This is a genomic window from Haloquadratum walsbyi J07HQW2, from assembly GCF_000415985.1.
Lineage (GTDB): Archaea > Halobacteriota > Halobacteria > Halobacteriales > Haloferacaceae > Haloquadratum > Haloquadratum walsbyi_B.
Genome location: NZ_KE356561.1, coordinates 2,002,657 through 2,025,255, shown reverse-complemented (window position 1 = coordinate 2,025,255; position 22,599 = coordinate 2,002,657). Strand labels below are relative to the sequence as shown.

The window sequence follows — 22,599 nt, the reverse complement described above, 5'->3', positions numbered from 1 at the left end:
TTATTGGATCACTGAGGGTTACGATTGCATGACAGCATTTCCTCTCTCATCGTGTCACGAGAGGAATTCTTTCCCCCTTTCAATTTTTCATATTATTACTTGCTCAATATAGCTCCGTTGCCTCGCCGTATTGTAATTATAGTTGCTTTTGATACTCGTATTTATCCCATCGTTGCTGGTTATCACCAGATGCAATTATTTCTGCTGTGTCCGAAAAATTTGTAATTAGATATCTACCAGTAGTACGATTATGGCTTACAGACGTCATGAGATATATATCTTCGTTGAATGTCACCTGGCGACCGTTGATTATCTGACCGAGTGGTTGGACAAAAATATCCAAATACGGATAGATTAGCTACTGAAAAGCCGTCGGTCAGCTCGTTCATGATTCATGCCCATCACATCGACCATCGGTGCAAATGAATACATCGCACGAAGGTCATCATCATGATATTCTGTGCAGATATTCTCGATAACCGGGAATAGATTCGAGAGTTGTGCCTGAATTGCTGTGTGCCCAAAGCGACCAAGTCGCTGGGCCGCCCCAAGCAGTCCAGTAACTGAGCTGTATGCACTCACTAGTGCTGTCTCACGGCATCCGAGACCAGATGCTTGACATACGACGCCAAGAGCAACTGGAAGATGTCCTGCAGTCTGACCTTCCTCATAAGCGATTGTGTAATCACTCACCGATCCACCCGTCTCAGTATCTGTGTTCGTGTCGGCTAGTAGATCACTATCGATGTCATCGAGTAACTCCAACAACTTCCCACCGGCTTTTGTTGAACTGTTACGGAACTCCGCCGGCAGTGTCGCCGCTCCAAGCCGTTCATCAGCGGCTATGATAGCATCAAGATCACCACTCATCGCTGATCGATAGGCATGACCGAGTGCAACGATCTCTGCCGGACCGATTACCCCGTGAAGATATCCCTCAATAAGATTTCCGAGCTCCTCAGGCGTATCAATGCTACCCTCATTGAGATACTGTTCGATCCCATAAGAGGCGGTGTATGTGCCAACCGGTAACATCGAGTCCGAAAGTCGCATTGCTGTGAGCAATGCGTTCATTTCAGTCATTGTGTATCCTCATCGAGTGAATCAGTTGATACCAACTCTGAATTGGATTCATCGTCGCACACATCGGCATCGGGACACGTCTGGTCGTGATCAGTCTCATTGCTGTTATAACTGATTTGGTTACGACTATCATGGTTATGATCGTGGTCATAATCATGACTGTGGTCGTGTTGATGAACGTGAGCACTCTCATCGTGGTCTTGATCTGATTGCCCGTGCGTATCACTAGTATTGTGTGTGTTCGTGGCTATGCTCGTTTTATCGGTATTATTGAGGAACTGTTCGGCATCGACAGTCTCATAATATGTTGTTGCCCCAGCCGGAATATACGGTCTCAACACTTCTTCAATAATTGCGCGATCAGCCTCAACTGGAATGTAGATCGTCTCATCGTCGACAGCGATATCCCAGTGTTGATTCCCGATTCGATGTCCAAGATCAATAGCCGTTGATACTGCTAGTTGTGGCGTTGAAAAGTCAATAACAAACGCTTCCCGAGCCTCGAAAGCGACGATAACAGCACGATCGGTATTACGTATCAGTACATCGCCAGCAGTGAGTTCTGGCTGATCGACAAGAACACCAAGATCGGTTCCCGCGTCTGTCGTCACACGAATTCGTGAGCGTTTACGTTCAGTATCATCAAGAACCACCGTTTCTAATGTATCAGCTTCTTTATGATCGGCGATGGCACTGGCAAGAGCGGGGTCAGAATTGATATTCCCGACAATACCGTCAACTCGCTTCATCGACGGTCTCCAAATGGCGCGCCAACATCAAGCAACTCTTGTCGAGTTTCATTCCATGCAGCCTCGATTGCGGTCGTTACATCTGCACTCCGATCACCAAGCACACGAACGGTGACACCAGCCTCATTCCGAAGGGGCGAAACACCAGCAGCGACTTCATGATCGGTTAGCCGTCCGTGAATCATCTCCGTAATTGTCGCCGTGTCAGCACTCGGTGCAAAGACGTACAGGGTACCAATAACAGTATACTCACCAATAGTTGCCAAATCACGAGGGTCGCGTTGATCCGGTCGGAGATTGACAGCGTCAGCACACATAAGATTCTCCTCAACCCTTGCATTGACTCGACTCTGATAATGGTCAAAACTGAATGGCTCATGTGCGGACAGTCCATCAGGAACAAACACGTCCCCAACAATCACCGTTGCATCTGAAGCCATCTCAACAGTCGTTGTCTGCAGACACCGAGCATCCTCGTTCAGAATCGTTGGCTTTGGGAGATATTCGAGATACGCCCCTGATTCAGCGATCAACGTTGCCTCAAGATGTGCATAACTAGCTTTCATTGTCTGCACTTTTGAGGCACTTTGATCTGTTATGTGAGCATGTGCATCTGGGCGTGCTGTGACAGTGAGACTGTGCCGGTCGCCCTGGGTGATTGCACCAGTTGGATCCTGCAAGCAGATTGTAATCAGTTCATCGACTGGGTCACTGTCAAGTGTTCCTGAAAGGTGATATGGCACCCGTGTGAAATCTGATAACAGTCGAGTTGGGTTATCTCCTTCACGACCGACAACCAGGTCGGCAATTCCGTGTTTCCCGTGACTGAACGCAGGCGATTGTTGCAGTTGTTGTGTGTCGTACTCTTGGAACGCCGGCGGGATTGGGTGCGTACGGTTGCTATCAGTATCGATGTCAGTGTCAGTGTCAGTGCCAGTGCTCACGCGAATAGGACGCTCCGTTCGACAGAATTGATTATTTTGTTAATCCCTTCTCCAGCTTTACAATTAGTGAATGCTGTGGGGTCATCACCACGAACCTCCGTTGCATCCTTTCGAAGCACCTCAAGATCAACATCGACATGTGGTGCAAGATCCGTTTTATTGATTACCAATAGGTCAGCTTGCGTAATCCCAGGTCCACGTTTCCGTGGGATATCATCACCCTCAGCGACTGAGATGACAAACATGAAATAATCCGCAAGCTCGGGATTGAATGTTGCTGCAAGGTTGTCGCCACCAGATTCGATAAGGACGACATCCAACTCAGGGTGATTCTCACTGAATTCATCGATCTTATCGAGATTCATTGATGGATCCTCACGTATTCCAGTGTGTGGACATGCCCCGGTTTCGACACCGGCAATGAGGTCTTTCTCAATCCGACCGGCAAATGACGATTGCAGTCGTTGTGCATCCTCTTGAGTCATAATATCATTTGCAATAACACCCACATTATAGCCGGCATCATCTAATCGTGGAACAAGTTCCTGTACAAGTGCCGTCTTTCCTGACCCGACAGGACCACCAAGCCCGACTTTTGCAACATCTCGATATCCCATTATTCCACTTGTTCCCGTGTATCGCCACGAATTGGGTCGTGCACTGTAACGAGTTTTGTGCCGTCTGCGAATGTCGGTTCGACCTGTACCATATCAATCATTTCTGGGACGCCTTCCATGACATCTTCACGAGTCAACAGACTCGTTGCCTCCTGACGAATCTCAGCAACATCCATTCCGTCACGAGCGCGTTCACAAACCCAATTAGAGATATACGCGATTGTCTCTGGATGATTTAGTTTCACGCCTCGTTCTTTGCGTTGTTTGGCGAGCTCTGCAGCCATGAAAATCTTCAGTCGTTCGTTATCTTTCGGTGAAAGTTTCATAATGTATACCGTTTTGCAAGTGGGAGCTCCTCAGCCGGCTCACAGGTGACGTGTTCACCGTCAACCTCGACCTCAAACGTCTGTGGGTCGATATCGATATCCTCTGGTGCGTAGTCATTATGTCGCATATCTTCTTTACCAACATCACGAGTTCCCTCAACAGGGCGTACGCGCGATTCAAGACCAAGTTGATCGCCGATATCATTTTCATACGCTGCTCCACTGACAAATGTTGTACTTATTGCATGCTTTGCCTTACCGACTGCACCCATACGAGACCGCTGCATCACCGGCTCACACGTCATTAATGAGCCATTTGCTTCGCCCATCTCACTATGCACTGGGAAACCGCCTTTGATCACGTATTTGGGTTTGATACCGTAGAACTCTGGCTCCCAGAGCACGATATCTGCCATCTTCCCCGGCTCTAGTGAGCCAACATAATCGTCGATGCCGGCGACCTTTGCGGGGTTGATTGTGTATTTTGCAACGTATCGCTTAATACGAGCGTTATCTGCGTCTGTTCCCACGTCGCTCGGGAGCGGTCCACGTTGGGACTTCATTTTATGTGCTGTTTGCCATGTCCGTGTGATTACTTCACCCATCCGCCCCATTGCCTGTGAGTCGGATGTCATCATGCTGATTGCGCCCATGTCGTGAAGTACATCTTCCGCGGCAATAGTCTCAGAACGGATGCGGGACTCGGCAAATGCAACATCTTCTGGCACGTCTGGATTAAGATGATGACAGACCATCACCATATCAAGATGCTCATCAAATGTATTGACTGTATAGGGCATCGACGGATTCGTCGATGACGGGAGCATGTGATCATAGCCAATGAGTTCGAGTACATCCGGTGCATGACCACCACCGGCTCCCTCAATATGGAAGGTATGGATCGTTCGACCGTCGATTGCGTCGAAGGTGTCTTCGAGGAAGCCTGATTCATTGAGCGTATCGGTGTGAATACACACTTGCACGTCTTCCTCATCAGCAACGGTAAGAGCAGTATCGACGACGTCAGGCGTTGACCCCCAATCTTCGTGTAATTTCAACCCACATGCACCAGCCTCAATCTGTTCGACGATTGGGTCAGGACCACTTGAATTACCCTTTGCGTAGAACCCAACGTTTACTGGATATTCCTCGGCAGCCTGAAGGAATCGCTTGATATTCTCCGGTCCGGTCGTACAGGTGGTTGCACCTCCACCGTAGCCACCACCGAACATCGTCGTCACACCACTAGCCAGTGCATGTTCGAACAGCTCCTTACTGTTGAAATGAATATGAATATCAAGTGCTCCTGGTGTTGCAATCAGCCCATCCGCCGGTGCGGTGTCTGTGCTTGGTCCAATAACGAGTTCATCATCGACCCCGTCCATCGTGTCAGGGTTCCCAGCCTTGCCAACACCGGCGATCTTGCCGTCACGGACGCCGATATCGCCTTTCTGGACTCCCAAAATAGGGTCAATAATAACGGCATTGCTGAAGACCCAATCGAGCGCGCCTTCCGCTTGAGTCGTCCCTGACTGCATTCCCATGCCGTCTCGCATCGTCTTCCCACCACCGAAAACTGCCTCATCACCGTATGTGCTGTGATCCCTTTCGATCTTAGCGAGCAGATTGGTGTCACCAAGTCGTAATCGATCACCCTCAGTGGCACCGAATAGGTCAGTATAGGCTTCTCGAGAGAGTTTTCGACTCACCGTTCAGCCTCCATGTATTCTGCCTTTCTTGCCCGCTCGAATGCTCGCTCGCGTACCTCGTCATTATCGAGTTTTCCGTTGACCAACCCGCCCATCCCTTTGACAATCCGGTCACCGCCAATCGCGACAAGATCAACATCTTTCTCACAGCCAGGTTCAAATCGAATTGCAGTTCCTGCTGGGATATCGAGTCGCATTCCGTATGCTTTCTTTCGATCGAATGAAAGTGCTGGATTTGTCTCGAAGAAATGAAAATGCGAACCAACCTGAGATGGTCGATCACCGGTGTTTTCAACGGTAACCGATGCTGTCTCACGGTCAACATTAATCTCGACTGGTTCGTCAGCCGGAATCAGTTCTCCAGGCGTAATATCACTCATGACGCCAGTCCCTTCGGTTAATCCAATCTCTACGTGTCGATGAATGAACTATCATAACAAAATGAAATTCGGACAAGGATGATAAAAATATTTCTCTTAGAAGCACGCTGATGTAATAAGGAAACATCGAATAAATTGAAAGGTTAAAATAATCAATCGTATGATTATCAGCCTCATTATAGATAATCAATAGAAATCTTTGAATTATATCGACAACATGAACCCTAAACTCTCTCCGACATCGATGATTAATAGCTAATAAAACAATGTCGGCTAAAATTCTTGACTTGCGAGGAGTTTGCGGGCTGCCTCAGCGGTTAGTGGAATATCGGCGGTTGGCAACACTCCTTCAAATATTTGTACCGTCTGTGGTGGTCGGAGCCCATGATTTGACAGTAACGCACGATCTGTCAGCACCTCACGAACGGACCCCTTAGCAGCGATTGACCCATCTTGACTCATGAGAATCACTCGATTGGCAATCGCCGGAACTAGATCAAGCGATGGTGTAAAGACCAGCATCGCACCGGTATGATTGCTGAGAAGACTCCGAACTCGTTTGCGATACGTGGCATCGACTGCGCCAAAGGGCTCATCTAACAGAAGCACATCCGGCTTAAACGCAAATACACTGGCAATCGCAGCTCGTTGTTTCTCACCACCTGAAAGACGAAACGGTGGTCGATCAAGTAACTCATCCAGTCCGAGTGTATCTGCAAGCGACTTGATACGGCGCTCTGTGGTCGCCCGGTCATGACCCAACTGTGCTGGACCGTATTCGATATCTTCCCGAACGGTCGTATTGAAGAGATAATCATCGGGATTCTGTAGTAACACTCCAAGTTGTTCTCGAACTGCCTCGGCATCGGTTGTTGTTTCAAAGAATTCGATTGATCCAGCAGTTGGCTCAACAAGCCCACCAAGAACGAGTTGCAGCGTGGTTTTTCCTGACCCATTCGCTCCGATGACTGCGACCCGCTCCTTTTGTTCAATCGTTATCTCAATACTCTTGATTGCGGTCGTCCCATCAGGATATTCATGTCGTACTCCAGAGGCGTCGATCACAGACTCCATCGAATCACTCCTGAAATCATAATCGTAACGGCTGAAACAGTGAGCAGTGCGTAATCGTATCTATCAATCTGTTGTAATCGACCATACGGTGATGGAGCGCGTGCACCACCGCGAGCTCGCATTCCCCGACCAACTCGTTCACCTCTATTCAGTGTTCGTAATAGAAAACTACCAGCCATACGGCTCGCATCTTGCCATGCACCGCGGAGTCGGGTGCGACCGGTTGTCCGGCTGTTTCGTGCGAGAACCAACCGCTGTAACTCATCAAAAAATAAGAATAAATATCGGTATGTGATGGCGATGACCCATACAAGTGCAACTGGGATATGTAGTGAGCGCATTGCTGCGATTACTTCCGAAAACGGTGTTGTGAGTACAATTAGCGATAGAAGTCCGACACCGACGCCAACACGAAGGGTGAACAAAATAACGTACTCGACGCCAGCTACAGTAACGGTCATCCCGGCAAACGACACAAGCGTATCTCCAGGCATAATAACCGCTTGTGGGAGAACGATCAATGCTGATACGAGTGGTACGACTGCTGATCGTTTAGCTAACTGTCTTACTGGAACTGCTGATGTGCGAGCTAGTATGACCGTCAACAGACCGAAACAAACTGTCACTGATATTCGTCGGGAAAGCATGACCGCCAGTGCAAATCCCGCAACGGCGATCAGCGTCACCCGCGGGTCACGTCGTTGAAGAAAGCCATCATTTTCGGCAATCTGCTCGGCAGTGAATACAGCCCGGAGTGCACCTGTAATGGACTCGACAGACTGAGCAACAATACCGGTCACTGCTCAAGAAGCCGACCAGCGCCGAGAGCAACGATCAGTGTCAACGCTGTTCCGACTCCAGCCGAGATGAGTGTCCCAAGCGGAGTTGAAACCCCTGGAACGGTATAATCGGGGAGTATACCAGAATTAAGACTCACACTCGCATCAGTGGCACCTGTCGTTTCTGCGGCGTTGTTGAGTGGCTCGGCGTAGCCGACAGTACTAGCTGTCCATCCGAAAATAGGGGCTGCTATGACAAGCACCAGAAGGATAAGACCCGCTCGCTGCAGCCACGACTCCGTTATGTCCATCATGCGCTCACGTCCGGAGACGGATTCTTATTTTCAAATCGAGTAGGAACAAGATCGGGTCGAGCAGCAGCGACGTATGCGTAAACTCCGGCAGTGATCGCTCCTTCAATAACTCCAAGAATCGCGTGACCGCCAGCCATGATGGTGACTGTTGTGGCTACCTCATACGCGAACGCTGAGGAAAAGCCGACACCAAGGGCGACAACGAGTGCTGAGGCTATTACTGCTGCCCATCCGGCGATAAACGCGGCTCCTGATTCATGAGTATCTCTGAGCACTCGGAACAACCCATATCCGATTACCACATTAACCACAGCTATCGCAAAGAGATTGCTTCCAAGTGCGATAATTCCACCATCACCGAACACAAGCGCCTGAATTGTAACAACAGCGGTCATCGCGAGGACACCAAGAGACGGTCCCAGCAGAATTCCAGCGAAGGCACCACCGACAAAATGTGCGCTGGTTCCGCCAGGAATCGGCCAGTTCAACATCTGTGCAGCGAAAATACCTGCTGCAATAACACCAAGCAGCGGTGTGCGTTCATCACCGAGCTCGCCGCGGGCACGTCTTACCGCAAGCCCGATTGCAGCCGCTGAAGCAAGCCAAAATAGCCCTGCCACCAGCGGGTCAAGAAAGCCATCGGGGATATGCATTCTATGCGATATACGATACACCTGCTTAATAATACTTTTCGAGACTATCGTAATATGTTATGAGTTACTCCGACTCAATTGCACGCACATGAAGAATTAAACGGTTAGTCGAAAACCTGCATTTATGAGCCAAGATGTTGACCGTATGAGCGTAACACTTCCACCAGATCTCCTGTCTGAATTGAATGATGTTGTCGACGCCGGTGAATACAATAGTCGCTCGGAGGCAACTCGGGACGCACTTCGTGCATTTGTTACAGAGTTCAAGCAACAAACCGGACTATCGGAAACTCTCAGTGGGACAGTGGTTGTCCTCTATCAACACGAGCATAGTGGCGTCACCAATGAAATGAGTGAACTTCAGCATGATTTTACAGATACGATTGTTGCTGTTCATCATGTCCATCTTAGCGATCATCTCTGTTTAGAGTCCATTGCTGTCGATGGATCGGGTGCTCGAATTGAAGCATTACTGTCCCGGATTCGACCACTAGAAGGTGTGCATCAAGTCAAGCTCGCCATGGTCCAAGCCGAACGCAACACTGATACTCACACCGACGCACACGCCAGCGAGTGAGCAAATACCGCTGTAGCATACATTGAAACTATTATTGTCCTCTTCCTGTACTCAGCTCGCATCATAACCGAAACAATCGGGTTTGATTTAGATATATAAGAGCCGATGCAATAATAACTGAGTCGAATATGCTAACATCTCTAGATCGGATGATCACTACTACATAAAATATATGATATATTACTGGATACTGTCTGGACTTCGTTCGCGTGGCACATCATAATGTCACAACGAACGGAAATTGCGTGTCGATATGAAGAAATATGATGATAGATCAGTGTATGAAACGCAACACTAAGAAACAACATTAAGCTATACTATCGATACATTGTTTAGAATAGGAAATATGAAGACATCAAAATACTTTTTTGTAAATTTGGCGACGACACAGAATAGATTACGCTGGATATACGGTCAGAATATAATGATATATGAATAAAAAGAAGAATACCTAGACGTATATCCACTTATTTCAAGCCACTTAGAAGGGTTTATATCTTGTAGGTATTTTCAAGAACATATCGAAATGAGTAGTTGCTTGCAAAATAATTCTGTCATATGCGTTGCAAATACATATAAACGAGATTCATTTGTGGAGGAATTTAAATGAGCGATAATCGTATGTCCCGAAGAGCCGTGCTGGCGACAGGCGCGGTTGGTCTTGGTGCATCACTTGCTGGCTGTTCTGGCGGCGGTGGGTCCGGTGGTGGTAGTAGTTCCGGTGGAAGTGGAAGCTCCGAAAGTGACACAATCAAAATCGGTGTTCTTGAGGATCGCTCAGGAAACTTTTCACTCGTCGGGACACCAAAGTGGCGTGCCAGCAAACTAGCAATCGATGAAATCAATGCAGATGGTGGGATCATGGGCAAACAGATTGAACTATTTGATCCTGACCCACAGTCAGATAATGAACGATATCAACAACTCACCTCTCGGTTAATCCAACAGGAAGACGTAGATGCATTGTGGGCTGGGTACTCCTCAGCAACTAGGGAAGCAATCCGACCGACGATTGACCGCACCGAGCAGCTGTACTTCTATACAACACAGTATGAAGGCGGCGTCGCTGATGAGTATACGTTCTGTATGGGACCAACAGCCCGCCAGCAACTGGGTAGTGTTGTCCCATACATGATTGAGAACTTTGGGTCAAGTATCTACACCATTGCTGCTGATTATAATTTTGGTCAACTATCCGCCGACTGGGTGAAAGTAATTGCAAATGAAAATGACGCAGAAGTCATTGGTGAAGAATTCATTCCACTGTCAGTGCAGAACTTCGGCTCAACGATTAGTAATATTCAGGATGCTGACCCAGACTTTGTCATGGCTATTCTGGTTGGTGCAAATCATTCCTCATTCTGGAATCAGCGAACTTCTGCTGGGCTTGAGCTCCCAATGGGTACCTCAACCGTGATGGCTCAGGGGTATCAACACAAACGACTCGAAGCGCCAGCACTCAAAGATGTCTATGGCGGATTTAATTACATGGAAGAGATCCCGACAAGTCGAAATGAAGATTATGTAAGTCGGTATTACGACAAATTCCCTGATGCTGGCTACGCAAATGAGGAGTCAATCAATAATTACTTCTCGATTTATATGTATAAAGAAGCCGTTGAAGAAGCTGGTACGACCGATCAAGAGGCTGTCCGAGACGTTCTTGAAAGTGGCATGGAAGTTACTGGTGATATGTCTCCAGAGGGAGATATCAGCTTCCAGGGTCCGGTCCATCATATGACCCACAACATGCGAGTCATGCGATGTGATGCTGAGCATAATATTACTGTTGAAGACCAACGTAAGATTCCTGAGCAGTTCCTCTCTGAGACAGTCGGAATAGATCTTTCCGGTGAGGACGACGGAATGACAAAACAATTCACACCGGTTGAGTACTTTGACGAAGCGGGTGGATGATTGATGTCATTGGGTCTGGCTGAAATTACCGGTATGACTCCACTATTTATTGCTGAACTACTGACAGGGCTCGACAGTGTTGGGGTACCGGTGACACAGCTTCTGCAAATGGCAGATAGTATTGCGTTTATTGCACTTGCAGCGATTGGTCTGACAATCATCTTCGGGATGATGGGTGTGATCAATCTCGCACATGGTGAGTTCATCATGATGGGTGCTTACATTACAACCCTCTCTATCAATGTTGCATCATTACCATTGCCGGTAGCCATGCTGCTTGGAGCACTCGGCACTGCAGTTTTTGGAGCGATTGTTGAACGAACCATCATCAAACGGCTGTATGGTCGGCTGTTAGACTCGATGATCGTCACGTTCGGACTCGGGCTGATTCTGACACAGGGCACCCGAATTATATTCGGTAATTCATTGCGGTCGATTGGTACTCCACTTGGGCAAGTTCCAGGATATACCTACTCTGGATACCGCGTTTTGTTGTTGCTTGCAGCGATTGCAGTGCTTGGCTCCGTGTATCTTGTATTCACGCGCACGAAGTTTGGCGTCCACGCACGTGCAACGATTCAAGATCCTGAGACCGCTCGAGCGATGGGAATTGATACAGATCGAATGTATACAATCACATTTGCCATTGGCTCTGGACTTGCCGGATTAACTGGTGCATTGTATGCGCCTTCAGCAACAATTGTTCCAGGAATGGGACAGTCATTCCTCGTTGAATCATTTGTTACAGTCGTCACCGGTGGATCTTCAGTATTACTTGGGACAGCACTCGCCGGTGGGATCCTTGGGATGATCAACGCGGTTTTTTCAAATCTCTATGGGAATTTCTTCGGACAAATCGCATTGCTCATCACGGCAATTCTCATCATCCGGCTCCTCCCGGGTGGTTTGACAGGGCTTGCAAACGCTATCCGTAATAAATTGGGTGAACAACAATAATGAAACTGAGTTCAGACATGCTCCCTTCACAGCTCAACGGCATTATCAGCAAACTGAATGGTCCAAATACACTGGGTAATTCACGGGTATTCTGGGCAGCCTTTGCAGTTGGACTGCTCATATTAATCGCCCAGCCAATTGTCCGCGGTTCATACGCAGCGGGTCAGTTTTCGCTGTTTCTTGCTTATGGGTTACTTGGACTGTCGTTATCGCTCATCTGGGGATATGCCGGCATTCTCAGCTTCGGGCAGGTCGCCTTCTTTGGAATCGCCGGCTATACGTATGCAGTTGTGAGTCTCAACCTCGGTGGTGCAATCGGTCCAACTGTCGCATTGCCAATTGCGATCGCCGTTGCAACAGTGTCAGCGTTTATTCTCGGGTACTTCATGTTCTATGGAGGTGTTCGGAATGTCTACGTTGCCATCCTCACGTTGGTCGTGACGCTCGTGCTTGAGACATTTATGGCACAAACAGCGGGCGCCCAATGGTCAATTGGAAGTGTTAAACTCGGTGGATTTAATGGAATCCCTGGAGTTCAGAATTTCACACTCGGGGTTGGCGAAAGCTCATTCACTCTCTCAGGATCAAGATTTTACTGGTTCGTACTTGGTGTATTACTCTTCGCATATCTTGGCTCACGGGTCCTTGTCAACAGTAAATACGGATACTCACTGGTGGCGATCCGTGAAGATGAGGAGCGAACGGCAATGCTTGGTTACAATGTTAAGAAGGTAAAACTCGCTGTATTCACATTTGCAGGCGCGTTAGCCGGACTCAGTGGGATATTCTACGCCAACTGGGGCAATTATGTGGACCCAAGTGTGTTCTCACTTACTTTTGCCACGATTCCGATTGTCTGGGTAACACTAGGCGGACGAGAGTCCTTACTTGGGGCTATTGTCGGGACAGTCATTATTGAGTGGCTTCGCAAGTGGTTCTCGATTAATGCCTCAGAATTCGCCATTGTTTTTGTCGGCTTGATTCTGATGGTGACAATTCTGTTTATCCCACGAGGCATTCTTCCAGGAATCAAAAATATGTACGTGTTTCTCAGCACTCACGGACTCCGTGAGGGTGTCGAATACGGTCGTGACACGATTCAAACTCGAGTCAAAACGTTGCTCGGCTCGGTTGGTATTAATGTCTCTGAATCAGATACACCAGGGAGTTCTGAGGTGATGCGCGAATGAGCACTCCACAAAACATGGGTGTCAACCAGCAACCAGCGGTTGCAGCAACCGGTAGTGATCGATCGGCAATTCTTTCGACTAGTCAGCTTACAAAGAAATTTGGTGGACTTACAGCTGTTGACGGTGTTGAATTCACTGTCGAAGAAGGCGAGATCCGATGTCTGATCGGTCCTAATGGAGCTGGGAAAAGCACATTACTAGAGCTCATCACCGGACAACTCTCCCCGACACAAGGAGATATCTACTTTGATAGTCTTGATTTGACCACACTTGAGCCTCATGAGCGGATGGATGCTGGTATCAGCGTCAAATTCCAGTCACCACATATCTATGAGAGTCTCACCGTTGAACAGAACCTTCGGGTGCCGCTTCAGCGAACAAATAGAGAGATTGAGACCGTTCTGACAGACACGCTTGACCGCATTTCTCTCGAGACACAAGCCGATGCGTCAGCGAGTGATCTCTCACATGGAGAGAAACAGCGCTTAGAAATCGGAATGGCGGTCACGCTTGATCCAAAGCTCATGTTACTCGATGAACCCGTCGCAGGAATGTCGATAGATGAAACGGCTGATATTGCCGAGTTGATTCGGTCACTGCATGATGACGGAATGACGTTCCTTGTCGTTGAACATGATATGGAGTTTGTTCGGAAGATTTCCGAACAGGTGACAGTGCTCAATCAGGGGTCGATCCTTCGACAAGGACCGATTGGAGGCCATCGAGAATGATGACGAAGTTCGTCGAATATATTTGGGTGAGAACGCATGAGCCTTGAGGTCACTAATCTTAATGCTGGTTATGATGGAACCCCGGTTATCAGAGATATTTCATTTGGCGTTGATACCGGAGAAATTGTCGGCATTGTTGGTCGTAACGGTGTTGGCAAAACAACGCTACTGAAAACAATCATGGGACTTCTCACGCCCGAGTCAGGTCGGGTTATGTATGATGGCGAAGATATGACCGAGAAGTCCGCAGATACTCACGCCAAACAAAGTATTGGATACGTCCCACAGGGACGCGATGTATTTCCCGATTTGAGTGTCAAGGAAAATCTACTGATTGGTGAATCAATTGGTGGTGATGATAAAACACGATATGAGCAGGTATATGATTATTTCCCAATTCTTGCCGAACGGAAAGGGCAGTCTGCCGGGACGATGAGTGGAGGACAACAACAGATGTTAGCCATCGCCCGCGCCCTCGTTGGCAGCCCGGATTTATTACTGGTCGATGAGCCATCTGAGGGAGTACAGCCGTCAATCGTTCAATCGATCACAGAGGATCTCCGGCAAATCAATGAGGAATTCGACACGACGATTCTCTTCGTTGAACAGAACCTTTCGGTGATTCAGGGACTGGCTGATCGGTGTTATGCGATTGATCATGGAACAATCGTTGATGAGATTACCGGCGAGGCTGTTAGTGAACGCGATCAACTTGAAGAATATCTTGTTGTTTGATTGTTTAATTAAAATCCGGTTATCTGACAGCCGAGTTGTGTTGACAAGTGTGTTATTTTGCCATTGACTATTCAGATTATGTGATTCATGACGAGATTAACTCGGACAGTCGTGTAGAGATTCGCTGAGTAGCCTCACAGCGCATTCGCTGTGAGCTTGGAACTTCATACGTCCACTTCATCTGATTGTTTTGTGTTGCCGACAGTGGCGGTCTGAGGCACTTCTGTTGAATCGCGTTACTCACTTTTGTGGGAGAATCGTTGAGTCATTAGACACCTCGGTTGAGCTTACTACGATGTATGACCGCTGGCATGCGATAATAAGCTAGTGCCGTGACAACCTGCCAGTATCATACTATTTTCTGGAAATAAAAATCGAATTCCGACCGTCTTGAGAGTGAGTGATCGTCGAAATAGAGTCGTATATCGCATCGTAAATATCAGAACACATGAATTCTTGCTGAACGTTCAGGAATGAAACTCGTTAGCAAATAAAAAAGAATATATCAGTGCAAATAGAAGTATATTTGACTTATTAATCCGTCATTACAGACGATATCTGACAAAGTGAGCTATATTAATATTAAAATTACTTACGTTAGTGTAAATTTATAGAAATACTTCTTAAATTCATGTAAATATGAGAGATAAATATTAAATTGATATATTGATATACAGATTAGTATCAAATGCGCTGTATACGTAGCTTCCAAGACCCTTATTTGGAATTATAACCGCAGATATCGGATGCATGAGTAGGAATTATTCTCTGAGTATGACAGCTCCTCGATCAACAACGGGCAGCATATGACCTGATACGACTCATACGTGGCATATCGTCGAGGTAACGAGGGTATATCAGCGTCAATATGTATCTCGCGCTTGATATTGAAACGATAGTCATCAATTGATTATATTCGCGATACTGAATTTTTGTTATCTTTTTTACCAGTACACGTAATTATAAGTATAAGGGAATAATTCAGTTGATGATAACAAGCGACTGAGACGTCTCAATGACGCCCTGTGGATATTCCCAGTAGCAGGCAGGGTCGAGGATAATACTGCACCGGGACATCCCCATATCGTAAATCACTGTGTGAGTGGGGTCGCATGGCAGTCCCCGTATGGCGTTGCTTCGACTAAATTGAAAATCTCTCACCTATGCCCTCGCATTCCCCCCTCTTCAGTTTGCAGCTCGACTCTCGCGTTAGCTTACCCAATAGATCTTGACCATCATTTCTAGATATGATAAAATAAAATGATCAATATACTGCCAATTAACCTCAAAACCGCGATTGTGTTGAGCATCTGTATACTGAGTCTCTCGACTGGTATCGTTACCCCAGTAGCTGGAATACTCGACTTATCGGACACACCTACATCTATATCTCGCATCTGCATCTATATCACCTATTCCCGACTTTTCAGATTCTGCTTCTTCAGATGTCTATGATATATGCGACAATCAAACTGAGAGTGGTCAATGTCGCGACAGTTCACAGAAAAACGTCGATAGTATTAATCCGGTATCACAGAGTGCAACCGACTCAGACGGTGATGGGATAGATAATGCTCGTGAGCAGCAGTTAGGCACTGATCCAAATAATGTCGACACCGATAATGACGGGATTGAAGATGGGACTGAAACAAATGGCGGACAGCGAATTGACACAGACGACGATGGGACTATCGATGCACTTGATCGTGATTCAGACGGTGATGGCATTTCTGATAGAGAGGAAGGAAGCACAAACGCAGGGCGACCAAGCGTCGGATTGGACGAACCGCCTGACACTGATGCTGACGGCACGCCTGATTTCCGCGATACCGACAGCGACGGTGATGGAATCAATGATACGATTGAGGACAGTGGCGACAGGGACAACGATGGCATTCCGAACTATCGCGATAGTGATGCAGACGGTGATCGGGTCAATGACACACTAGAGACCAGTGTCGATACTGATGCCGACGGATTGCCGAATTTTCTTGATACCGATAGTGATGGTGATGAAATAAACGATACAATTGAAGCGAATGCTACCGGTGGGGTTCCCGCTTCAGTATCTGCTGTTTCTGCGTTACGCGATACTGATGCAGACGGGACTCCAGATCTTCAGGATACGGATAGTGACGATGATGGAATTCCTGACGTGGTTGAAGGCACAGTCGATACCGACTCTGATGGGATCCCAAACTATCGAGACCGCGATAGCGACGGTGATGCAAATATCGACAGCGATAACGACGGAGATGTAAATCAAACACAGATAGATATCGACGGTGATGGCGATGTGATTCTCGGGAAATTGGACAGGAATGAGGGAGTAACTGATATTGATGCCGATGGAACGCCGAATTACCGAGATCCGACCGACTCGGAAGGACCGAGTGGGGATCTCGATGGTGATGGACTTCGAAATATCGTTGAACGTAATCCCGACCCGGACCTAGGGCTTGGATTGGACCCTCGCGATAGGGATACAGACGGCGATGGGATCAGCGATGGAACCGAAACAAATGGTGGAGTTGCAATCGACACAGACGACGATGGGGTGATTGATGCACTTGATGCTGACTCAGATGATGACGGTATCGACGATAGTGTCGAAGGGGAAACGATCGGCGGGACACCAAGCTTACTATTATCTGACGGTCCTCCTGATACCGATGGTGATAATATACCTGACTTTCGTGATACTGACTCCGACGGCGATGGCTGTCCTGACAGTATCGAAGGTACTGCTGATATTGATGGCGACGGGACGCCAAATTACCGCGATAGTGATTCGCTAGGCAGAGGCTGCCCGGCTCGAACAACACCAACCGATACGCCGACGGATACGCCGACACCGACACCTAGAGATGGTGGCGATGGTGATGGTGGCGATGATGAAACACCTCAAACAAATACATCAACCCCAGTCGTATCTCCAGTGTCAACAGAGACGTCGACATCAACACCTGGAGATGGAAATGGGAATGGAGGTGGAGGTGGTGATAACGATCCACCTCAGGTAGATACCCCACGCGATGATGGCACGGCTGTCTCGGGAGGGGGAGGCGGCGGTGGTGGCGGAATTTTGGGAGTCGCTGAAAGTATAGGCATTTTGCCTGAGCGGAACGAGAGTCCGCTTGGTACCCCTACCCCTGCCGGTACTCCGATGGAGAGGGGGCAGCAAGCAGCACAATCCGGCGAGACGCCTAGTGCGGTGAGACAGTCGGAATCAGGATTGTTATATCCACTTCAAATCATCATTTCTGGCATTTTATGGCCGTTCCTGCTTTCGCTCATTCCAGTCGATATGTTTTATCGCGCTCAACGGCGGTATTATCAATTGGACTCAGTTTCCGGCCAGCCGTCAATCAGCACGCGTCGTGGGAACATCCCATGGCTGCTATACCTCCCGGTGGTCACATTCTTTACCACCCGTGTCTCTCTTTACATTCGACAGGCAATTTTGAAAGTATCCAATAGAATATCACGATATAGAGGTGATGATGACCAACAAGGTCCACTCAACGGTAACCAGGAACTAACACAGCCATCAGATATCGAACTTGCTTTCGATAGTACAACGCGAAGTCACCTACGGTATCTGACGCTGCGGTTGCTCACTGCGTATCTTATCAGTGTATTGATTACGTTTATATCTGCAGTGGGGCTGGCACAGATAGGGATAGTTGGGTCAGTAGGTGTGATCCTCACGACAGCCGTCGCCTCAATCATTCTTATTATTCTTGGATATGTTTTTGAGCCGAGTCGCGCCATAATTTAAATAATTTTTAATTAACGTTTGAGTGGAGATTCGTTGAAGACCATACATACGAGAAAACTTGTTGAGAACGATTGAGTATAATGGGTCGCTCGGTGAGCAATTATTATCTTCAACATAAACCCTTCAATCAACTTCGTATCATCTTCAATGGGCCTGTCTCATCATGTGAGTATCCGAACTGTTCGACCGGATTGTCCACCATACGGTTCCACTCGGACCGTCACATCACGCCAATATGGTGTTGTCCATACGACCTGCCCTCGCTCAGCATCTCCTTTGATGACTGTCTCCCGGGGGAAGCTCTCTACAACATCATTTGTGGCACCGTTATTTACAGTATGGTTTGTGTCTGTTACATCGACGAATGTCCATTGATCTCGACCGACGGTAATCGCATTCCCAGGGTTCGCACTGATCCATACCTCTGCAACGACGAATCGTTCATCATCTGGAGCATCACGTGTTCCGCCTCCCTGTTTTTGAATTGTCTCTGTAACACGGTATTCGACAACCTGCACCCTTACACTCGTTCCATTATGTGTTGTTTCAACCCATTCCCCGACTGTTCCAGCAGCTGGCTCAGGTGTTGGCGTTGGGGTGGGCGTCGGTGTCGGCGTTGGAGTCGGGGTGGCTGTCGGCGTTGGAGTTGGTATTGGTGTCGGTTCGGGCGTCGATGTTGCGGTTGGCGTAGCAGTTGTGGTTTGTGTTGGTGATGATTCAGACGTTGTGGTGGTAGATACTCCTGCAGATCCTTGTGGGTCGGTTCCACTCGTGTCATCAACTCCTATACTGCCTGTAACCGCAGCAGTGACACCTGGAATTTCTATGGCTCCAATAGCACCAGCAACGATCACAGCAGTGAATACTAACAATATTATCGTTGTTATAGCAAGTAGTCTAAAATTATTGAAAATACTGTCATCATTAGATATCTCTGGAGGGTCTGACTTAGCCGCCTCAGGATAGTCGATTGACAACGTATCGTCAGTGGTTTCTCTATCGGATTTAGGTGAATCCTCATCGGTCTGGTCGTCTACCGTTGTATCTGTGGTTGTTTCCTGTTGTGTCGAGTCTCCATCGTATGTTGTCTGCACTGCCTCGAAAAACGAGTCGAGTATCTCCTCTTCATCTGCTGAAAGATCTCCTGGCGAGTAGGCTGATTTCGTTATCGCTTCTGATGTCGTAGTTATCTCTGATTCAGACAGCGATGTCTCCTGCCCAAGTCGATTGATATACTCCGCCTCTGTCTCAGCAGCCCCCTGTTTCGTCTCTGTCACCTCCTCAAGTCGCTCAATATATGTCGACACATCATCCATATCGCTATTATACCATAGTGGCGGCTTGATGCTTTTTGTTATTTTGATTATGGGTTATCGTATACTATCGATAAGATCGTTTGAGTACTCCTCACTGTGAGCGGCTACTCATACGCTTACTAAAGATGTGTAGGGTCGATGCAGCCGATGAGTGTGTTTATTACACGTCGCTGATTGGCTGAGGTCTGAGTATCTGTTCAGGATTCTGTCTCAGAGTGCCCAATTCGATATCGGTGGATGCCCCACACGATTATAGCAAAGCCTCCAGTCACGATTGTCGGCTCTGGCTGTGTGCTTAGATACAACCCTGGAGCTGGTGTTGTGTATTGCGTGAGTGGCCACAGCAACTGTGTCGTTCGACCTGTAGGTGTGAGTAATAAACTATCCGTCAGAAGGTGAGTCAGCACCCCAAGAGCGAGAAGTGCTCCTCCTCTGCGGCGCTCTGTCGTCGATAACAACACAATACCAATCAGCATACTCAGTAGCACGCCACCACCCGTAGCGAAACTCCCCCAATCGAATGGAATCCCGAGTAGTTGCTCAACTCGCCAACTTGGAATCACTAATTTGATTTTCACAAGATCTGGAATGAACGCACCGACCATTCCAAGCGTGATGTATTGACTCGTGAGCCATGATACTCGCCATGAGAGAACTCGGCAGACGCTGTACGCAATGAACACATGTGCTAACAGATCAGGCATCTCGGTCACCATCGAGTGATGTCGGGATCTGATAGATGTCTCTCAGTGAGAGTGGTCTCTCTCGACGTTGAAACCGAATCCGTGCCCAATCGATCCTCCAGTGTCGAATAAGTCGAGTGAGTACCCACAACCCGGCAAGGAAGGAAATACCCCATGCATACCATCGTCCAGTCTGCGGCACAGCGAATCCACTTTGGCTCTGAACCCTTCCGGCAGCAGTGAGTGTCCCGAATACACGAACCTTGTCACCAACCTCAGGACGAAACGCGCTGTCAGTAATCGTTATTTCGCGTTGTCCCTGTGTTGTTTCGAGTTCAATAATGAGTGGAGAGACCTGTTGCACGATCCCTCCCGTGACGACGGTATCACCAATATATCGCTCTGGTGTCTCTGTAAATTCATTATCATCTGCATATACTCCTAATTCGGGATTCACCGGCTGTTGTGCATAGAGCGGGCACAGCACAGCGAGCGAAGTAAGTAGGAGAGTAACGGCTAAAACGCGTCCCTTCGCCGTATGCAGCATTTATTATTTGATTTGTCTTGGTTCGTACACTAAATCATATCGAAAGGGTACACTCTGATGAGTGCTGATTAACATGTACTGTTGCCGGCTCACAGGCTGCTGACCGAAAACAGACACACCTCGCGACGAGTGAAGATTGTCGAGGAACAGCACGATCCCCTCGATAATATTCGGTTCCCCGAATTCGTCGGCATCACCGTCTCGGGCGTTGTCGATGTCGGTAGCACTATTTGATATCCCGTTAGCTGATATGTTTGTTTTGAGGATGTATCTCGACGTCGCGTCCAGTATGTCACTGGTTCGTTAGATCCGTTAGGACTACACTGCACGTAGAACTGGAGTGTTCTTTCGAAGGCGTCCTACTGACCCGGAACGACATATGACCCAAACTGTCTCATATGTGGCACACGTAGGATATGAATGATGAAAGATCAGAGACGACCAATCGAAGCGGGTGAACAAGACATCCTTGATCATCTTGAGGCGTATATCGACGCAAACACAGATGACGACACGCTCACGCGTGAAACGGCAACCGTATATCTCATGAAGCAGGGTATCGGACGTGTCGAAGTCAACAACCGGCTCAAGCAGTTGCTCCTCAAAGGCTATCTGTATGAGGTAGGCGAGGAGATTCGGATTCCGCCACGACCCTGACGAGTTGGTGGCTGGCTGGATGTCTTGAAAGCCACTACGTGGAGCCATGCGAGGAACACTACGAGCGCTCAAGTTCTGACTCCGCTATTCTCTGATACAATGGCTAATAGTTGTGCCCACAGTGGCTGAAATCGGGAATCGATTAGATAGCCGAATATCTTGTCACGGATTCTGGAGAGTGACCAAGACAAACCACCGTTGAATCCGAGCCTGCGGCATCATCAGGACCTGTCTTAAGCTCATCCGAATCAGCAAATGCACCCCAGAGGAACGACCACCATCGTCTGAGCCTGTCATGATCATCGAAGAGAGACTTAATATCATCTCCTGGTCGAATCCCCTCGATATACGCTGTTTTGAGATTGGGTAAGTCGTAGTGAGTCATCAGATGGCACATGACTGCACTGGCAACATCACGTGGGAATTCAGCATAAAGAATGCCCGTGTCTGGGTCAGGGTCACAGAAGGGTTCGTCCCGATCACTCTGTGGTGTCCACCACGGTTCTAAGTGTGCCTCCCACCGGCGGCGTCCCTTGACTTCGCGTGGTTCGATACTATCCCAAGCGGCGAGTTCGTTAATATAACGATCATAACTACTTGCGGAAATATCGGCGGTATCAATAATCTCAGACCGACCCATCGGATCATCAGCGTTGAGCAATGTCTTGAGGAGTTTCGTCGCTGTTGGAGGGAGTTCAGGCAAGAGACGCTTTGTGGGAAGATTCGACAATCCGAATGAGATGTCTTGGACAGTGAGGAAATCGTAATTCTGTGTGGATTGGGCAATGTGGAGCATCGCTTCGACCACGTCGTGAGGACACGCCCGGTGTGGTTGATCTTCTGTTCCAAGGACACGGAGGAACAATCTGACGAGTCGTTC

21 protein-coding genes and 2 pseudogenes are annotated in these 22,599 nt (G+C 48.1%); 8 read left to right on the top strand and 15 right to left on the bottom strand.

The window, feature by feature from the left end; translation table 11 throughout:
- Positions 1 to 354: 354 nt before the first annotated feature.
- The 11 genes from J07HQW2_RS09540 to J07HQW2_RS09490 form a co-directional block, all read right to left on the bottom strand.
- Positions 355 to 1,083 (bottom strand): urease accessory protein UreF, encoded by a 729-nt coding sequence (locus J07HQW2_RS09540; RefSeq protein WP_021055272.1) that lies wholly within the window; start codon positions 1,081 to 1,083, stop codon positions 355 to 357.
- Positions 1,080 to 1,832: an urease accessory protein UreE gene (gene ureE / locus J07HQW2_RS09535; RefSeq protein ID WP_021055271.1), complete on the bottom strand. Its 753-nt coding sequence runs from the start codon at positions 1,830 to 1,832 to the stop codon at positions 1,080 to 1,082. The genes J07HQW2_RS09540 and ureE overlap by 4 nt, the downstream gene beginning before the upstream one ends.
- Positions 1,829 to 2,746, bottom strand: a complete 918-nt coding sequence (locus J07HQW2_RS09530) for an urease accessory protein UreD (RefSeq protein WP_048075604.1) — start codon at positions 2,744 to 2,746, stop codon at positions 1,829 to 1,831. The genes ureE and J07HQW2_RS09530 overlap by 4 nt, the downstream gene beginning before the upstream one ends.
- A gap of 26 nt (positions 2,747 to 2,772) precedes the next feature.
- On the bottom strand, positions 2,773 to 3,393 hold the full coding sequence (gene ureG / locus J07HQW2_RS09525) for an urease accessory protein UreG (protein ID WP_021055269.1): 621 nt from the start codon (positions 3,391 to 3,393) through the stop codon (positions 2,773 to 2,775).
- A complete protein-coding gene (locus J07HQW2_RS09520) occupies positions 3,393 to 3,719 on the bottom strand; it encodes an urease subunit gamma (protein WP_021055268.1) in 327 nt (108 codons plus the stop codon). Before J07HQW2_RS09520 ends, ureG begins: the two co-directional genes overlap by 1 nt.
- Complete coding sequence (gene ureC / locus J07HQW2_RS09515) at positions 3,716 to 5,428, bottom strand: urease subunit alpha (RefSeq protein ID WP_021055267.1); 1,713 nt, start codon at positions 5,426 to 5,428, stop codon at positions 3,716 to 3,718. Before ureC ends, J07HQW2_RS09520 begins: the two co-directional genes overlap by 4 nt.
- Positions 5,425 to 5,808, bottom strand: a complete 384-nt coding sequence (locus tag J07HQW2_RS09510; protein WP_021055266.1) for an urease subunit beta — start codon at positions 5,806 to 5,808, stop codon at positions 5,425 to 5,427. Before J07HQW2_RS09510 ends, ureC begins: the two co-directional genes overlap by 4 nt.
- Before the next feature lie 273 nt (positions 5,809 to 6,081).
- Positions 6,082 to 6,882 (bottom strand): energy-coupling factor ABC transporter ATP-binding protein, encoded by an 801-nt coding sequence (locus J07HQW2_RS09505; protein ID WP_021055265.1) that lies wholly within the window; start codon positions 6,880 to 6,882, stop codon positions 6,082 to 6,084.
- Positions 6,870 to 7,682 carry a cobalt ECF transporter T component CbiQ gene (gene cbiQ / locus J07HQW2_RS09500; RefSeq protein WP_021055264.1) on the bottom strand — a complete coding sequence of 271 codons (813 nt, stop codon included), beginning with the start codon at positions 7,680 to 7,682 and terminating at the stop codon, positions 6,870 to 6,872. The genes J07HQW2_RS09505 and cbiQ overlap by 13 nt, the downstream gene beginning before the upstream one ends.
- Positions 7,679 to 7,975 carry a PDGLE domain-containing protein gene (locus J07HQW2_RS09495; RefSeq protein WP_394324610.1) on the bottom strand — a complete coding sequence of 99 codons (297 nt, stop codon included), beginning with the start codon at positions 7,973 to 7,975 and terminating at the stop codon, positions 7,679 to 7,681. The genes cbiQ and J07HQW2_RS09495 overlap by 4 nt, the downstream gene beginning before the upstream one ends.
- Positions 7,972 to 8,628, bottom strand: coding sequence for an energy-coupling factor ABC transporter permease (locus tag J07HQW2_RS09490; protein ID WP_021055262.1), 657 nt, complete (start codon positions 8,626 to 8,628; stop codon positions 7,972 to 7,974). The genes J07HQW2_RS09495 and J07HQW2_RS09490 overlap by 4 nt, the downstream gene beginning before the upstream one ends.
- 124 nt (positions 8,629 to 8,752) lie before the next feature.
- On the opposite strand from J07HQW2_RS09490, the gene J07HQW2_RS09485 reads away from it, so the two are divergent.
- The 7 genes and pseudogenes from J07HQW2_RS09485 (at position 8,753) to J07HQW2_RS09455 (ending at position 18,516) form a co-directional block, all read left to right on the top strand.
- Positions 8,753 to 9,205, top strand: a complete 453-nt coding sequence (locus J07HQW2_RS09485; protein WP_021055261.1) for a CopG family ribbon-helix-helix protein — start codon at positions 8,753 to 8,755, stop codon at positions 9,203 to 9,205.
- 606 nt (positions 9,206 to 9,811) lie between these two features.
- Positions 9,812 to 11,122, top strand: coding sequence for an urea ABC transporter substrate-binding protein (locus J07HQW2_RS09480; RefSeq protein ID WP_048075233.1), 1,311 nt, complete (start codon positions 9,812 to 9,814; stop codon positions 11,120 to 11,122).
- 33 nt (positions 11,123 to 11,155) lie between these two features.
- Complete coding sequence (gene urtB, locus J07HQW2_RS09475) at positions 11,156 to 12,079, top strand: urea ABC transporter, permease protein UrtB (protein ID WP_048075603.1); 924 nt, start codon at positions 11,156 to 11,158, stop codon at positions 12,077 to 12,079.
- Positions 12,079 to 13,269 (top strand): urea ABC transporter, permease protein UrtC, encoded by a 1,191-nt coding sequence (gene urtC, locus J07HQW2_RS09470; RefSeq protein ID WP_021055258.1) that lies wholly within the window; start codon positions 12,079 to 12,081, stop codon positions 13,267 to 13,269. The genes urtB and urtC overlap by 1 nt, the downstream gene beginning before the upstream one ends.
- Positions 13,266 to 14,040, top strand: a pseudogene (locus J07HQW2_RS09465) (ABC transporter ATP-binding protein). The gene urtC and the pseudogene J07HQW2_RS09465 overlap by 4 nt, the downstream one beginning before the upstream one ends.
- A complete protein-coding gene (locus J07HQW2_RS09460; protein WP_021055256.1) occupies positions 14,037 to 14,735 on the top strand; it encodes an ABC transporter ATP-binding protein in 699 nt (232 codons plus the stop codon). The pseudogene J07HQW2_RS09465 and the gene J07HQW2_RS09460 overlap by 4 nt, the downstream one beginning before the upstream one ends.
- Before the next feature lie 1,777 nt (positions 14,736 to 16,512).
- Positions 16,513 to 18,516: a hypothetical protein gene (locus J07HQW2_RS09455; protein WP_021055254.1), complete on the top strand. Its 2,004-nt coding sequence runs from the start codon at positions 16,513 to 16,515 to the stop codon at positions 18,514 to 18,516.
- Positions 18,517 to 18,677: 161 nt separating this feature from the next.
- On the opposite strand, the gene J07HQW2_RS18365 is transcribed toward J07HQW2_RS09455, so the two are convergent.
- The 3 genes from J07HQW2_RS18365 to J07HQW2_RS09440 form a co-directional block, all read right to left on the bottom strand.
- On the bottom strand, positions 18,678 to 19,832 hold the full coding sequence (locus tag J07HQW2_RS18365) for a hypothetical protein (protein ID WP_021055253.1): 1,155 nt from the start codon (positions 19,830 to 19,832) through the stop codon (positions 18,678 to 18,680).
- A gap of 197 nt (positions 19,833 to 20,029) precedes the next feature.
- Positions 20,030 to 20,536, bottom strand: coding sequence for a metal-dependent hydrolase (locus J07HQW2_RS09445; RefSeq protein ID WP_048075232.1), 507 nt, complete (start codon positions 20,534 to 20,536; stop codon positions 20,030 to 20,032).
- A complete protein-coding gene (locus J07HQW2_RS09440) occupies positions 20,529 to 21,002 on the bottom strand; it encodes an OB-like fold-containing membrane protein (protein ID WP_303704054.1) in 474 nt (157 codons plus the stop codon). The genes J07HQW2_RS09445 and J07HQW2_RS09440 overlap by 8 nt, the downstream gene beginning before the upstream one ends.
- Positions 21,003 to 21,482: 480 nt before the next feature.
- Between J07HQW2_RS09440 and J07HQW2_RS09435 the strand changes: the two genes are divergently transcribed.
- Positions 21,483 to 21,719 (top strand): hypothetical protein, encoded by a 237-nt coding sequence (locus tag J07HQW2_RS09435; protein WP_021055250.1) that lies wholly within the window; start codon positions 21,483 to 21,485, stop codon positions 21,717 to 21,719.
- Between the two features lie 142 nt (positions 21,720 to 21,861).
- On the opposite strand, the pseudogene J07HQW2_RS09430 reads toward J07HQW2_RS09435, so the two are convergent.
- Positions 21,862 to 22,599, bottom strand: a pseudogene (locus J07HQW2_RS09430) (plasmid replication protein RepH); the annotation flags it as partial.